The organism is Rhizobium sp. CC-YZS058 (genome assembly GCF_034720595.1).
Lineage (GTDB): Bacteria > Pseudomonadota > Alphaproteobacteria > Rhizobiales > Rhizobiaceae > Ferranicluibacter.
Map to the genome: position 1 here is coordinate 649,857 of NZ_JAYESJ010000001.1, position 14,823 is coordinate 664,679.

The 14,823-nt window shown below is 59.8% G+C and carries 13 protein-coding genes and 1 tRNA gene; 9 read left to right on the forward strand and 5 right to left on the reverse strand.

The window, feature by feature from the left end; genetic code table 11:
• The 5 genes from U8330_RS03160 to U8330_RS03180 are packed head-to-tail and all read left to right on the forward strand — an operon-like array spanning nt 1 to nt 6,467.
• Nucleotides 1-3,069 (forward strand): phage tail protein, encoded by a 3,069-nt coding sequence (locus tag U8330_RS03160; RefSeq protein ID WP_323103707.1) that lies wholly within the window; start codon nt 1-3, stop codon nt 3,067-3,069.
• Entirely contained in the window at nt 3,066-3,350 is a 285-nt protein-coding gene (locus U8330_RS03165) for a hypothetical protein (RefSeq protein ID WP_323103708.1), read from the forward strand. The genes U8330_RS03160 and U8330_RS03165 overlap by 4 nt, the downstream gene beginning before the upstream one ends.
• On the forward strand, nt 3,337-4,176 hold the full coding sequence (locus U8330_RS03170) for a gp53-like domain-containing protein (protein WP_323103709.1): 840 nt from the start codon (nt 3,337-3,339) through the stop codon (nt 4,174-4,176). Before U8330_RS03165 ends, U8330_RS03170 begins: the two co-directional genes overlap by 14 nt.
• A 2-nt stretch (nt 4,177-4,178) precedes the next feature.
• Nucleotides 4,179-4,823: a hypothetical protein gene (locus U8330_RS03175; protein WP_323103710.1), complete on the forward strand. Its 645-nt coding sequence runs from the start codon at nt 4,179-4,181 to the stop codon at nt 4,821-4,823.
• A 12-nt stretch (nt 4,824-4,835) separates the two neighbouring features.
• Nucleotides 4,836-6,467, forward strand: a complete 1,632-nt coding sequence (locus U8330_RS03180) for a hypothetical protein (RefSeq protein ID WP_323103711.1) — start codon at nt 4,836-4,838, stop codon at nt 6,465-6,467.
• Nucleotides 6,468-6,521: 54 nt separating this feature from the next.
• Here the strand turns inward: U8330_RS03180 and U8330_RS03185 are convergent, their stop codons facing one another.
• On the reverse strand, nt 6,522-7,259 hold the full coding sequence (locus U8330_RS03185) for a hypothetical protein (protein ID WP_323103712.1): 738 nt from the start codon (nt 7,257-7,259) through the stop codon (nt 6,522-6,524).
• A 547-nt stretch (nt 7,260-7,806) separates the two neighbouring features.
• Between U8330_RS03185 and U8330_RS03190 the strand changes: the two genes are divergently transcribed.
• The gene (locus tag U8330_RS03190) at nt 7,807-8,316 is read left to right on the forward strand and encodes a hypothetical protein (protein ID WP_323103713.1); all 510 of its coding nucleotides are present in this window, start codon (nt 7,807-7,809) and stop codon (nt 8,314-8,316) included.
• Between the two features lie 104 nt (nt 8,317-8,420).
• Nucleotides 8,421-9,437 carry a hypothetical protein gene (locus U8330_RS03195; RefSeq protein WP_323103714.1) on the forward strand — a complete coding sequence of 339 codons (1,017 nt, stop codon included), beginning with the start codon at nt 8,421-8,423 and terminating at the stop codon, nt 9,435-9,437.
• 515 nt (nt 9,438-9,952) lie between these two features.
• On the opposite strand, the gene U8330_RS03200 is transcribed toward U8330_RS03195, so the two are convergent.
• The 3 genes from U8330_RS03200 to U8330_RS03210 all read right to left on the reverse strand — a co-directional run bounded on the left by U8330_RS03200 (nt 9,953) and on the right by U8330_RS03210 (nt 12,281).
• Nucleotides 9,953-10,029 (reverse strand) — tRNA-Met (locus tag U8330_RS03200).
• Nucleotides 10,030-10,180: 151 nt separating this feature from the next.
• Nucleotides 10,181-11,371, reverse strand: coding sequence for a tRNA 2-thiouridine(34) synthase MnmA (gene mnmA, locus U8330_RS03205; RefSeq protein ID WP_323103715.1), 1,191 nt, complete (start codon nt 11,369-11,371; stop codon nt 10,181-10,183).
• 151 nt (nt 11,372-11,522) lie between these two features.
• Entirely contained in the window at nt 11,523-12,281 is a 759-nt protein-coding gene (locus U8330_RS03210; RefSeq protein ID WP_323103716.1) for a helix-turn-helix transcriptional regulator, read from the reverse strand.
• A gap of 439 nt (nt 12,282-12,720) precedes the next feature.
• On the opposite strand from U8330_RS03210, the gene U8330_RS03215 reads away from it, so the two are divergent.
• The gene (locus tag U8330_RS03215) at nt 12,721-12,996 is read left to right on the forward strand and encodes a DUF1153 domain-containing protein (protein ID WP_062474978.1); all 276 of its coding nucleotides are present in this window, start codon (nt 12,721-12,723) and stop codon (nt 12,994-12,996) included.
• Nucleotides 12,997-13,230: 234 nt separating this feature from the next.
• Here U8330_RS03215 and U8330_RS03220 read toward each other — a convergent pair whose 3' ends face one another.
• Nucleotides 13,231-13,581, reverse strand: a complete 351-nt coding sequence (locus tag U8330_RS03220; RefSeq protein ID WP_323103717.1) for a flagellar export protein FliJ — start codon at nt 13,579-13,581, stop codon at nt 13,231-13,233.
• A 441-nt stretch (nt 13,582-14,022) separates the two neighbouring features.
• On the opposite strand from U8330_RS03220, the gene ctrA reads away from it, so the two are divergent.
• A complete protein-coding gene (gene ctrA, locus U8330_RS03225; protein WP_323103718.1) occupies nt 14,023-14,721 on the forward strand; it encodes a response regulator transcription factor CtrA in 699 nt (232 codons plus the stop codon).
• Nucleotides 14,722-14,823: the final 102 nt, after the last annotated feature.

Here is a 14,823-nt window from a genome sequence, read left to right on the forward strand (position 1 = left end):
ATGAACCGGACGTTCGCTCTATGCACAACCGCCCTGACAGCGCTGCTTCTCACGCCGGCTGCTGCCCATGCCGATCCGATCAGCGGCATCATCAGCGTGTTCTCGGCCATCGCCGGTGGCGCGACGCTTGGCCAGGTCGCTCTCAGCCTCGCGATCTCAGTCGGAAGCTCGCTGCTCCAGATGGCGCTCACCGACACGCCGCAACAGAAGCCGGTGGGCGTCGAGCTGCAGGTCAAGGTTGGGGACGACCAGCCGCAATCGACCACGATGGGCACCTTCGCCACACGCGGCAAGCTGAAGTACTCCGGCTCCTACGGCGACCTCGACGGCGTGCCGAACTCGCATGTCAGCGAGGTTTACGAGCTTGGAAACATTCCTGGTGTCGGCCTGAAGCGCGTCCACATCAACGGCGAGCCCTGCACGATCCTGTGGAACGAGATGTCGAGCCGTGGTGCTCCAATCATGGAGTATCGCGAGGGCGGCAAGGACTATGCCTGGGTGCGGTTCTACGATGGCAGCCAGACGACGGCCGACCCATATCTGCGCTCGAAGCTCGGCACGGACAAGCAGCGCCCTTACCTCGCAACCATGGTCGGGATCGGCACGCCCTACGCCGTGATGTCCTACCGCTACAATCGCGACAAATGGTACGGCCAGCCGAAAGCGATTTTTGAGCTCGACCCACTGCCCCTCTACGATGTCCGCCGCGACAGTTCGGTCGGCGGCAATGGGTCGCATCGATGGGGCAACAAGGCCACCTACGAGCCGAGCAACAATCTCGCTCTGATGGCTTACAACCTGATCCGCGGCCTGACCTACAAGGACGAGTGGTTCTACGGTGGGCAGGATGTTGCCGCGCACCGCTTGCCCGCCGCCAACTGGATCGCGGCTGCGCAGGAATGCGCCCGCCAGATCGACCTCTCCGGAGGTGGGACGGAATCGCAGTTCCGCGGCGGCTACGAGCTGACCGTCGATATGCAGCCCTACGAGGTGCTGAACGAACTGGCGAAGGCAATGGGTGCCCGGATCGTGGAAGTCGGCGGGATCTTCAAGATCCAGGTTGGAGCGCTTCCAGCCTCTGTTTATGCCTTCACAGACGAGGATGTCGTCACGACGGAAAAAGCTGGGCTCGATCCGTTTCCGACGCTCGACAAGACCATCAACGCGGTGAACGCAGTTTATCCTGAGCCCGACGAAGGCTGGGAAGCGAAGGATGCGCCGGCGCTTCAAAATGCTGACTATCTTGCCCGCGACGGCAAGCGACTGCCGGCCGATCTCCGGTTTGCTGCTGCGCCCTTCAAGCGGCAGGTCCAGCGGCTGATGCGCGCGGCACTGAAGGAAGAGCAGCGCTGGCGCAAGCATCAACTGACCTTGCCGCCCGAAGCGTGGCTCCTGGAGCCGGGCATCGACATCGTGACCTGGTCGAGCGAACACAACGGCTACAACAACAAGCGCTTCATCGTCGACGACATTACCGGCGACATCGGCATGAACCAGGTCGTGACGCTGCGCGAGGTCGATCCGTCCGATTACGACTGGAGCTCGTCCTACGAGCTGCCGACTTCGACCGGCTGGCGCGGCCAGATCGATGTTCCCGTTCTGCCGATGCAGGGATGGCTCGTCCAGCCGGCCATCATCCTCGATGGCACAGGCAAGCCGCGCCGGCCGGCGATCCGGATCAGTTGCTCCGGAGACCTCGACCGCGTGGAGCGGGTGTCAGTCGAAGTGCGTCATGCTGGCTCGAAAGAGGTGATCTACAAGTCCGACCGGTTCCCCTACGTGGCAGACTACAACTGGCTGCTGTCCGGCAACTGGTGTTTGCCGAACTCGAATTACGAGGTGAGAGGGAAGCTGATCATGTCTGGGAAGGGGAAGTCGGACTGGTCGGACTGGCTCGCCGTTCAAACCAGTGACACGCGCTTCTCGGCTGAAGACCTTCATCTCCAGGAGGTGACCGCAGACGTTCAGAATAGCCTTTCAAGCGATCTCAACTGGATCTGGGGAACGAGCAACACGCGCGACCTCAGCGACAAGGTCGACCGCCTGGCTCGCGGTGTCGCAGAGCAGGATCTTCAGAACTTCCTCGACAAGCAGACGCTTCGCCGCGAGGTGTCGGCGCGCACCGGCGCCATGCAAGCGTCCTTCGACGAGCGCATCATCGTTGCGACTTCGGCAACCGAATCTATCGCCGGGCAGATCACGACGATCACAGCTAAGCTTGAGGGGAAAGCCGAGGCGCAAGCCTTCAGCGAACTCGCCGCCAACGTCGTTCAACAAGGCGACAAGATCACCGCGCAGGCGACGTTGATCAATGGGCTGAAGGTTGACCTCGACGACGTGTCGGCCGAAGGCAGGATCAAGTTCGAAGGTTTGAACGACGGCACCAATGCAGGCTTCGCCCGGATCGGCGTGCAGGTGCGCTACGGGACGCAAAGCGTTTGGCGCTCGGCTGGTTTCTTCGTCGATATGCCGGCAGACCCCGCCGAGCCATCACGCTTCATCATTAACGCGAAGCAGCTTGCGTTCTCAACCAGCGAAGATCCGGCATCGGCACTCGTCACCGAGATCTTCCTGGTGGACGGGACCGGGATGTCCGTCAATGGCGCCTTCATTAAGAACCTGACCACGGACCGCATCACATTCCTCGACGAGAGCGTGCTCGACTCGGCCATGGCCAGGAATGCGGTTTCAGAAGTCTACCTCGAAGCCTCCAATACGACCGTAGAGCATACTGCCGGCACCACGACGCTTCTTTCTTTGAACGTTCCGAAAGAGGCAGTCGATGCCGTGACGGTGCTCGCGGATGTTCGCGTGCGAGCAACGAGCATCCAAAACCCGCCGATCAACGTGACCGTCCAGCTTAGAGACGGTGTTCTCCTTATCGGCGAGGGCACCTGCGTGATCACCGAAACTGGCCTTTGGCAAACGATCCAGCTGCAAGGGACCGTCGTCAGCGGGACCGGCAATCGTGCGCTGACGCTGACCATCGAGAAAGATCGCATCTCCACCTTGGCGATCTCTCGCCGGACGCTGGTCGCGGAACGGAAGAAGAAGGCAGTGAAGGCATGACCGAACTGACCATCACGGTCGAAGCGCAACTGAACGAAGCCAACAGCCTCGTCGCGCATCTGCGCACCCGCTGCATGATCCTCAGCCAGCAGCTCCTGAACCAGGAAGCTGAAACGAAGGCGCTGAAGAGCGCAGCGGTGGAGGCCGAAGCTGCGCACAGCGCGGCGTTGGAGGAGATCGAGACTGGCCTCCTCGCCCGCATCGCCGGTCTCGAGGACGACCTACGCATCGCGCAAAGCGCATTCAAGCCTACGGAGGTGTCGAACGATGGCGAATGCTGACTTGATCCGAGGTGGGACGGTCACCGTCGATGCGGATGGCCTGACGGTTACCGGCCAGGGCATCAGCTGGGGCAACGTCCGCGAAGGCGACTTCTTCGGAGCGCATCGCGGACTTGCTGTTCCGATCGAGAAAATCGAAGGCAATGTCATCACGCTCGCCTATCCGTGGCGGGGCCCGGCGCAGATCGCGGGCGCTTATGCGATCCAGCCGAAAGCCGACGCGGTGCGCTTCCAGGCCACGATCCGTGATCTGATGGAGATGCTGACCGGCGGCGAGCTGGCGGCGATCGCGGCACTGGATAGCGCTGCCAACAAGGTGCCGTTCTTTACCGGTGATGGCGCGGCCGAGCTTGCGGACTTCCCGCTGATCGCCCGCCAGTTCCTTGGCGCGAACTTCATGCCTGTCCAGCAAGGTGGCGGGCAGGGCATGAACGCGAACAAGGTCCGTCTTGGCTGGAGCGCGAATGCGCGGCTGATCGGCCAGATCGACGGGACGCCGATCGGCGAGATCTGGAGCGATTTCCAGGCGCCAAAGAGCCTCGCGTCGCCGGGCTTCTGCAAGCTGCCGAACGGGGTGATCCTTCAGTGGGGCTACCTTAACGATCAGACGACCGACACGACGGTGATCTTCCCGCTCTCGTTCCCGGTCTATCCCATCGTGGTCAGCGCGATCTGCGAGGACGGCGCCTACCCGGGCGCTTTCTCGATCCACATTGCCGGCATTTCCGCCTCCTCCGTCCTGTTCCGGAAGAAGGCTCAGCCTGCAGCCGGCGGCGCCTGGTCTCCTTCACCAGTCCCGATCCGCTGGCTCGCAATAGGGTTCTGACGATGATCTACGCCACTTTCGATCAACTCGGCCTGCCATCGGGCTTCTTCACCGAAGACATGCACGGGCCGCGAACCCTCCCGCTATACGGCGCTCCCGATGAAAGCGGCGAAGCACCGATCACGGGTGAACGCAGTAATCCGGAGTGCCTGATCCCGCCAGCGGCAATCATCATCAGCGTCGCGCATTGGCAGGAGTTTCTCGCTTATCCGAACCAGCGGCGCTGGGACGGCTCGAAGCCTGTGCCCTATGTGCCGGCGGCTCCGATCGCGACGGCTGACCAAGTCGATGCGGAGCGCGAACGGCGCATCGCCGAGGGCTTTGCCTTCGCCGGCAGCCTATACCAGGCTCGGCCGCAGGATCTCCGCAACATCAACGGCGCTGCGACCGGCGCGGCGCTCGCCTTCATTGCGGGCGCCAAGTCCGGCGATCTCCGCTGGGCGAACCCGGCCGAAGATTTCGCCTGGATCCGCGCCGACAACACGCTTGCACCGATGGATGCGCAGACGGTGATCGCCTTCGGCAAGACGGCGATGGCCTGGGTGACCGCCATGACCTTGGCCGGCCGCTCGATCAAGGACCGGCTCGCCGCCGGCGAAGATTTCGACATCACCAATCCGGGCCTGTGGCCCTCATCGAACCTTTGAAGGGCCTTTGAAATGGGGAAGATCACCAAAGCCTACCGAGCCTCTGGAGCCATCGGCCATCGCCGTCTCGTCAAATTCACCGCTACCGATGACGAGGTCGCCCTTGCCACCAGCCCAGCCGACGTAATCGCCGGCGTTAGCGATTGCCCTGGCGGAGTGTTGAACAAGGGGCGCGTCGACATCGTGCTTGAAGGGATAGCCCAGGTCGAAGCGGGTGGGCCTATCACGCCGGGCGCGGCGTTCACGGCCGACGTCAACGGACGCGCCGTGGCGGACATGGCCACCGGCAAGCACTACGTCGGTGGCCGGTCGATTTACAACATGGCGGCTGGCGACCAACTCGAAGCGATCATCATGCCCGCCCTCGGGCAGGGCGATGGGGGCGGCTCGCTCGCCAAGCTGCGGGCGGCCTCTACCGCCGCGAAGGGCAACAATCCGCAGGAGCTTCCGGATTCGACGCTCGGTGCAGTCGTCACCTACTCCAACGTCTCCGATGCCAGCCTGCAGCCCGCTATTCAGATCGCCGGTAATCCGCTCATCTACAAAACGAGCGGCAAGTTCTTCCAGAACAATACCAGCAACTTCGCATATGTAGCGCACACGAGCATCGCTCCTTCGACGGGCGGCTCAGTGAAATCGCAGCTCACATCGGCGGGAAACCCTGCAACAACGCCGCCGGCCCCTACCACCGGCTTCGATCAAGGCAAGAACTGGAACTTCCGCTTTAAGGCAACCGGCCTCCAGACAATCGAGTATGACCACGCCAATGATGCAACCAACCAGCCGATCCGCATCATCATCGACGGGCAGTACGTCAACCGCGACGGCCAGGCGTTTAACGGAGTTTCTACCCGCTATATGAAGATCGCCGTGCCGGCAGGAACACACGAGGTCGAGCTTGAGCTCCAGCACGCTAACCGCGCCGGCGGTCTGCGGTTAAACGCGGGAGCGCAGCTCGTTGAACCCACGCGTCGTCCCAAGGCCGTCGCGACTGGAACGAGCTTTGAAGAGGCTCTTCTCATGGGCCTATACACCGCTGGAACGTTCACTAAGGATGCTGCCGGCGTCGCGCGCTATGCACCTTGGGACGGCTTGTTCCAAGTCTTCTGCCGCCTGAACGGATACGACTGGCGCAACTCGGCCGAAGGTGGGACTGGCTATAGCAACACGGCGGGTACCAAGTCGAAGATTTTGGATCAGATGGAATACTGGATCGATGATGATCTGTATGACCTCATCTTTTTCGGCGGGCCGTACAACGATAAGGGGCTCAACGTAGCGCAGATGCGAGCAGACGCCCGCGCCGCTTGGGTGAAGGCTCGGACGCGCCAGCCAGGCGCAACGATCGTAGTTTGCGGCACCTGCGGCGGCGCAAGTGTGGCGAATGACACGAGCAACACGATCACGTCAGAGGCGGCGATCAAGGCGGAGTTCGACGCTTGGAAGGCCGAGACCGGCGAGACGAATGCTTTCTTCCTGCCGATCTCGTCAAACTATGCAACGGCGCTGATCAAGGATACGACCTATCAAGACTGGATTTCGACCGACACCACGCACCCGTATCGAGGAGATTCAACCCACGGTGCCGTTGGTATCGGCTACTTTTTGAACGCAGCTTGGCGGCCGCAGATCGGGGTATCATAATTATTGATCAACTTGGCGTCGATCTGCTGCTAGCCCAGCGATGAGCATACCTGGTTATGGTTCTAACGGGAAAAGCTGACCGAGGGGGTCACGCTTTTCTGAACTGCTATCTTCGTTGGCCCAAAAGCGCTCTTCCGAGTATGCGCCCCGATAGAAATCCGCTGGATCGAACGGGCACCGCTCCATCAATTTATTGAAGTGTGGGTCAGTCCTGTTCAACACCAGCAAGCGTTCCATCAACTCGCTCATGCGCTCGCCACATGCCGCTTGGACAATCGGGCCCACATGCTCGAGAAGCAGGTAGATGTCCTGAACGAGCTGAGCGAGATAGTTTGCCCTAATCAGTACAATCGATAACGCGGCACCGGCCTCCACGACCTTAAGGACCGCTCGCTCACTCAAAAAAGCTTGGACGAGAGCATCGTCCGAGCCATCGTCGTAATGCGCCATAACCTTGTGGCGGAGCTGAATAACCCTCTGGTGTTTTGCTAGCAGTTCTCGCGACATGCCCTTGGTGCCATCTATGCTGCGTCGTGAACCGTTGACAGCGAAGGCTCTGCAGTAGGTCGTGACCGTCAAGGTCATCAACGCGAGGCCAAATCGCTCACGGTCTTGGCTGACATTCGACTGGTCGAGAATTGTGAGTGTGTCGAGTGTTTTTGCGACTTCCTTGAGATCCTCTCGGATTGAGAACGCACCCGCAAAGCGCTTGATGCTCTCCTTTAAAGGTCGGTACTCTTTCCCCGAAGGCAGTTCTTCCAGTAGCGAAGTCAAGTCGTAGGCTCGTCTCATCTGCATCCCCTAGCCGCATTGCGAGAATCAACAAGTCGCTGTGATTCTTACCAATGGTGGAGCATAGCCTCAGAAACAGCTCGTCGCTGGTACCAAGATCGGGTCGACTTTCCGACAAAGACCTGCTTGGATCTATGGCACGACGGGGGCAGCTTGTGGCAGATCCTTCAACGGTAGAAGAGTGGCTTTCGGTTGCGGCGCGACACGAACGCGCAGCAGCGTTGCTAATCGTGGACAAGAAGGCTGCCGCGGAAGGCTGGTGGCACTGTGGCATGGCGGCTGAAGCTGCTCTAAAGGCCTACATCCTCTGGAGCCAACGCCCCAACGATTGGGACGCCTATGCGACCGCAAACGGTCTAAAAACCCATGATTTGCGAAAGCTCATTTCTCACGCGGGCATCAATCTCACAGCTGCTAATCCCATAGCGGCCTCGTGGCACATGATGGTATCGTGGGACCATCGCCAACGTTATGATCCTCAAAGGATGCCAAGGCTAGTCGCCAAATCAATGTACGAAGCAACGTTCGGAACGCGCGGAACAGTGAGATGGATACTATCGAAATTAACGCCGAGCGCTTAGCCGCTGGGGCACGTTACAAAACCGCGCTCGAGAGTCTCGGCCTTAAGCCGGCTGGACTGTTATGGGCCTATGATCCGGCAGATAAAATGTTTCTGCTCGTCCTGATCACACCGGTGGTCGATTTTGTCGGCCCACTGGCGCTGTCTGAAAAACTCTTCACCGCTTATAGAGCGACTGCCACTCCACCGGAGATCGATCCTTTCGTGGTTCGCCTTCACAGTCCAAAGCAGGCGTTTGCACAGGCAGTCGAACAACACTTACAAACGCGGATACGCGTGCGCGATCTTGATGAAGAGACGGGTATCTTCGGCCCTCAGTATTTAGCTCAGGAAAAAGGTACAGTTACGTTTGGCGCCGATGGCTTAGAGTTTCGCCCTGAGTGGGTATATGTATTCAGGCACTCAAAGCGCGACACCCTGGATCTCTCCCTGCAGTGGAGGCGTTTTAGCGGTAACGTTGATCAGCTCGCGGCCTGAGCCCGCGCTCCATCGTTGGCAAAAACGCGGCCGAATTCCAGGACCTGTGGACGGTATCAAACTCAGAGCTGGTTAGCGCGGCTATTTTCTATTTGGAGAAGCGAATGGACGACCGTTTCGAAAGAGTTTGCAAAGCTGCGGGTAAAAAGGTGGTAAACGCCGAGTATCTAAATGACGATGATCGTTTACAGTTGGAGCGTACGCTTCAACAGTTCGAAGCTTTTGCCAAGTCGTATATCGACCTCGCCCTTCCAGGCCATCACATCGCGATTGGGTTTTATGATTCTCTGCAAGTGAATGCTTTCGCAACCACTTGTGATGGTCAGGATGCGATTGGGATTAGCTGGGGAGGGCTGCAGAAGCTGCGCTCTGAATTCGTCCGGGCAATAGACTATCGAGATCAGTTTGCGTGGCTGCCCTCAGGCAAGGAACTCGAAGCTGTTGATTGGCTGTTCGACTGCGCCAAGTATTTTATTTTCATACATGAGTTGGGCCACATTTGGCATGGTCATACAAGCCTGCTTCAAACCGGTAGAGTGCCAGCGTTCTGGTTCGAAACTGGACCCCTGAAGGGACGTCCGCTCAGCAAGATTGATCGCCAAACGATGGAGATGGACGCCGACGGCTTTGCCGCAGACAACCTTTTCGATTTCGGGCTCGAATATAGGCCATTTCCCGGCATTAATTCCCAATGGGAACAAACCCATGGAACCGGCGCTACACGACTATTGATGATAGCCATGAGTCTCCATTTCACATTTAGGATTTTTAATAAACCAATTGATTTTGATCCTCAGGAACAACAGGTTCATCCGTCTCCACCGCTTCGCCAAAGGATGATCGCAGGGTCGTTAATTGCTGCAGCGCTCAGGAGGAATGCCGCCTCTGAAGATGATGCCATGTATATTATCTTGAGAGGCATCTCAGAAGCAGAGTGGCTGTACGCCACGATAAACGGAATTTCTCCTGCCACGGAGGCAATCACCGCTGCATGGGGAAACGAAGGACATTTATATCAACGCAAGTTGCTCCGGCGCTGGCGCGTCCTCAGGCCACAGTTGGATGCGTTGAAGCGCAGCGGGGAGCTCCCTGCCATCCAAGACATCCCAGAGGACGACTGACGACATCTAGGCACGCTTGCACGACGCTTCACTAGTTTGCGGACGTAAACGGATCAGCCTGACATTGTTAAACTGGTTAGGGAGTGGAGCTGAAGTTTAGGCCACCTCACGCTCGGTCGGGCTTGATGATCCATGGCAGAACGAGAACATGTCAGTTGGGAAGGTCGTCAACATTCACTGGCGGCCGACGAGCACCTTTTGACAAGGCGACTGGAAAAATAGAAAATTTCGATTCGCGAGGTCGATTCCGGAAACTCGCGTCCGGCTACACTGCTATGTGTGGCGTCTTTGACAAGCAGTCTGCAAAACCAAGTTACTGCAGATCCTTGTGTCAAATCTGCGAAAAATCGCGACCGGCTACATCCTGACACAGGCTTTTTGACAAACGTTCTGGAAATCTAGATTTTTCCGATTTCTCTTGTCAAAATTCCGGAAAACCGCGTCCGGCTACACAAAGATAAAGCCGAAAAATTCAGTCAGCAACTATCGATTAATCGGCTGTCTATTGGAAAATTTGGTAGCGGGAGAGGGACTTGAACCCCCGACACGCGGATTATGATTCCGCTGCTCTAACCACCTGAGCTACCCCGCCGCCGGAAACGAGCCCATCGGGTCGCTGTCGGTGCGCGGCTTATAAGGTTTGGGTCCCTGAAGTGTCAAGCGAGGGCTGGGGAAAAATTCGAACGGGGAGGGGTGCCGGTGGCGCGGCCGGGCAGCGCTCCTGGCAGGGGTGCCTGCAGCCCTCAGGCGGCCGGCTGCAGGAGGTCGCGCAGGGCGGCTTCGGCGGCCGGTTCGCGTTCGGAGCGGCGGATGAAGCCGCCGCCATAGACGCGGGCATTCTCGCCCTGGCCGGAATAGAGCGCGCAGGCCTGGCCGGGCGCGATGCCCGCTTCGCCTTCCATCAGCTCGACGCTCACCTCTCCATCGACGACGCGCAGAATGGCCGGTGCCGGGCTGCGGGTGGAGCGGACCTTGGCGAAGCAGGAAAATCCGTCTGCCGGCAGGTCTTCGAGCGGCTGGTCGCCCAGCCAGTTCACGTCGCGCAGGATGATCCGGCGTGTTTCCAGCGCCTCCTTCGGCCCGACGATCACCCGGCGGCTGCGCGCATCGAGATGCACGACATAGAGCGGCTCGCCCGTGGCAATGCCGATGCCGCGCCGCTGCCCGATCGTGTAGTGAAGAATGCCGTCATGCTGGCCGAGCAGCCGGCCGTCGAGATGGACGATGTCGCCGGCGAGCGCCGCATTCGGCTTCAGCTTCGAAACGATGTCGCTGTATTTGCCCTGCGGCACGAAGCAGATGTCCTGGCTGTCGGCCTTTTTGGCGACGACCAGCCCCATCTCCTCGGCAAGCGCCCGCGTCTCCGCCTTGGTAAGGTGACCGAGCGGAAAGCGCAGATAGTCGATCTGCTCCTGCGTCGTGGCGAAGAGGAAATAGCTCTGGTCACGGTCGGCGTCGGCCGGGCGGAAGAGGGCGCGCCGCTGCGGCTGGCCGGGCAGCGGGGCGGGGCGCGAGCGGATGTAATGGCCGGTCGCCAGCGCATCAGCACCAAGCTCGCGCGCGGTCGCCAGAAGATCGGCGAACTTGACCGTCTGGTTGCAGGCCACGCAGGGAATCGGCGTCTCGCCGGCGACATAGCTTTCGGCGAAGGGGTTGATCACCGTTTCGCGGAACCGCTGTTCGTAATCGAGAACATAATGCGGAATGCCCAGCACCTCGCAGACGCGCCGCGCATCGTCGATATCCTGGCCGGCACAGCAGGAGCCGGCCCGGTGAACGGCCGCGCCGTGATCATAGAGCTGCAGCGTGATGCCGAAGACATCATAGCCTTCGCGTTTCAAGATCCCGGCCACGACCGAACTGTCGACGCCGCCGGACATGGCAACGACAACGCGTGTATCTTCCGGCTTGCGGTCGAAATCGAGGCTGTTCACAGGCGGCGTCCGATTGTCTTGCGGCGGCGGGCACGGTGCCAGGCGGCCGACAGGAATTTTGCCAGAGTATAAGATCTCCGGCCGGTCGCGACAAGGTTCGCCGTCTCGCACCGTTCGGCGCGCATCCTGCCCGGCAACGGCAGGCTTGAGGTCAGATCAATTTCAGGCGCATGGCGCGCGCGATCGCCTGCATGCGGTTGACCGCATCGAGCTTGCGGGCCGCCGATTTGAAGTAGCTGCTGACCGTATAGGCCGAAATATCGAGGATGATGGCGATCTCGTCGCTGCTTTTGCCGGCCGCCGCCCAGCGCAGACACTCGACCTCGCGGGCGGACAGCCTTTCCCGCACCGGGCTTGCCCCTTCCATCGTGCTCTCCAGCCGTTCGAACAGGCTGACCAGCAGGAAATAGAGCCCCGCCGCTTCGAGACCGCGCGGTGCATTGCGCGTGCCGGTGAGCGCGACCATGAAGGGTTCGCCATAGGTGGTGTGGAGCAGCGCGGCATAGGTGCGGCTTGGCGGGCGCGGCTTGCCGGGTTCGCCCATCGTCAGGCACAGAGCGGGTTCGAAGGCTTCGCCGACGCGGCCAAGCAGCGCCTGCGTTTCCTCGAACAGCGGCAGCTTCGTGCGGCGCACCTCGCTTACCAGGCGGCTGACGGGAAAGAGATCGGCCGCTTCGTAGCGCTGTACCAGTTCCGCCGGCCAACTGCTCATCACCAGCCGCTCGGCGAAGGATTGCCGGTCGCCACCCGGCAACCTTGCAATCATGAAATGCGCGAAATCATAGCTTGCCACGCAGCGGCGCATCAGGCGCAACACCTCATATTCGGTCTGCGGGCAGCAAGTGTCGAGGGTGGAGAGCAGCGCGGCATAATCGGCGCTGCCGGTCGAAGACGTCGTCGTTTCTGACATGCGTTCCTATCCTCGCGCCCGGCGATCGCCCGAGCGTTCTTTCAGGTGTGCGAAACGCCTCAGCGCTCCGACCGCCGCATGATCTCGGCTTGCCGAAGCAGCTGAGATCGAGCCGGTCAGAGGGAGGGAGCGCGGGTTCGGCAACCTGGGGCATCGTTCAGCGATGCCGATTGTCTCAATGGTGGTGGCTATAGGTCGATTTGACGACGAAATGAAGGCTGTTTCCTGCATGGCACCCATGTGCGTAAGTGGAAGGTAACCATGTCGCACCCAAGGAAAACGGCACGTCTGACGAAATTCATGCCTGAAACAGGAAGATTCGGCCGCGCCAGCGTACATTCTGGCGAAGATGGAAAAATTGCGGCGGACGGTTTAGTCAATTCTTAAAGCTGGCGGACTAACGTGACGGGTGTGGTCTTGAGTATGTGTAGAGAGTCCAATGACCGAAATGGTACGACCCCGCGTGAAATATGTCATCGGCCCGGATGGCAGTCCCTTGACGATTGCCGACCTTCCGCCGGCAAACACGCGGCGCTGGGTAATTCGACGCAAGGCTGAGGTGGTCGCCGCAGTGCGCGGCGGCCTCCTGAGCCTCGAGGAAGCGTGCGAGCGGTACACGCTGACGGTCGAGGAGTTCCTGTCCTGGCAGGCCTCGATCAACGATCATGGCCTGGCCGGCCTGCGCACCACGCGCATCCAGCAATATCGCCACTAAGCACGGTTCGTCCGTGACATCGAGAAAAGGGCGGCAAGGGAGGTCCTCTCCTTTGCCGCCCTTTTTGCTGTGCCGACGAGGCTCCCACCTGTGCCAGGCGCGGGGATCGAAGGGGAAGTCCAAACGCACGAAAGCGCCGGCGGGGAGTGCCCGCCGGCTTTCATCGGTCCATCGTGATCCGGCGGGCCAGCTGCAGGGCTGGCTCGGCGTCTTGATCGTCGGCGCGGCGCCGTGTCAGGCGCGCATCCGCACCGTGCCGTCCCGCTCTTCGAGCGCGGCTGCCTTGGCAAATTCCGCCTGCACCTCTTCCAGGGCCAGCTCGGCCGCGTCCTGCTGAACCTTCAGCTCGCGGATGGAGACCTGGAGATTGTCGGCGCGCTGGCGCGCCGCCTTGGCGAAGGTCGGATAGGCGAAGTGTGTGGGATCGGTGATCCCGGACTTCTTTTCTTCAAACGTGATCTGCTGCTCCAGATCCTTCGTCATCCGCTCGAATTCTGCCATCATCATCTGAAGTTGTTTCAGCTGACGCTGCTTGTCCTTCACCTGAAATTCTTTCAGGCGGACAAGGCTCTCACGTGATTTCATACGCAATACTCCCGCAGTGCGAGACCCGGATTTCGATGCTCAACCCTGCCGTGGGCACCTGCCCGCGACGTCTTCAAAAAATCACCTGCGGCATTAACAAAAGCCTACCGCCGGTAACCTTTCGTTTACGGGCATAGTTAATCCTAGCGGCAGTGTTTTAAGGCCCGGTAAATGACAGCGGCGAAATTTCGACAAGCGGTCATTTGGTGAGTCTGTTGAGTCGGATAGGCTTACTTCCTCATCCGGAAGGTTAAGATTCTGTCTAGGTATTAACCAATGAAAACAAGGGGCTGCGAAAAATATTTAACGAGGCCTGGGGTCCTTGTCAGAAGGAATCAGAATTTGTTAACCATTTCGTGGCAACCTCAAATCAGGCAACGACTGGATCCGTGTCGCATTTGAAGGTTGCACCTTTCGGCGGCGGAAAAGGGGACATCACACATGCGGGTTCTTCTCATCGAGGATGATAGCGCAACAGCGCAGAGCATCGAACTGATGCTCAAATCCGAGAGCTTCAATGTTTACACCACGGACCTCGGCGAGGAGGGCGTGGATCTTGGAAAGCTTTACGACTACGACATTATCCTCCTCGATCTCAACCTGCCGGACATGTCCGGATATGAGGTCCTGCGGACGCTGCGTCTGTCCAAGGTCAAGACTCCGATCCTGATCCTCTCCGGCATGGCCGGCATCGAGGACAAGGTTCGTGGCTTGGGTTTCGGCGCAGATGATTACATGACCAAGCCGTTTCACAAGGACGAGCTGGTTGCCCGCATCCACGCGATCGTTCGCCGCTCCAAGGGCCATGCCCAGTCGGTCATCGCCACCGGCGAGCTGATCGTGAACCTGGACGCCAAGACGGTCGAAGTCGGCGGTCAGCGCGTGCACCTCACCGGCAAGGAATACCAGATGCTGGAGCTCCTTTCGCTGCGCAAGGGCACCACGCTCACCAAGGAAATGTTCCTCAACCATCTCTATGGCGGGATGGACGAGCCGGAACTGAAGATCATCGACGTCTTCATTTGCAAGTTGCGCAAGAAGCTCGCCAATGCCGCCGGCGGCGCGAACTATATCGAAACCGTCTGGGGCCGCGGCTATGTTCTGCGCGAGCCGGATGGCGACCTCGCCGAAAGCGCCTAAGCTTCGTCTTTTGAACCAACGAGAAGACCCCGATCCGCGCCGGCGCTCCGCCCGCACCGGCCGCAGGTCCCCTGCCGAACCCGCCCTCGTGGCGGGTTTTCG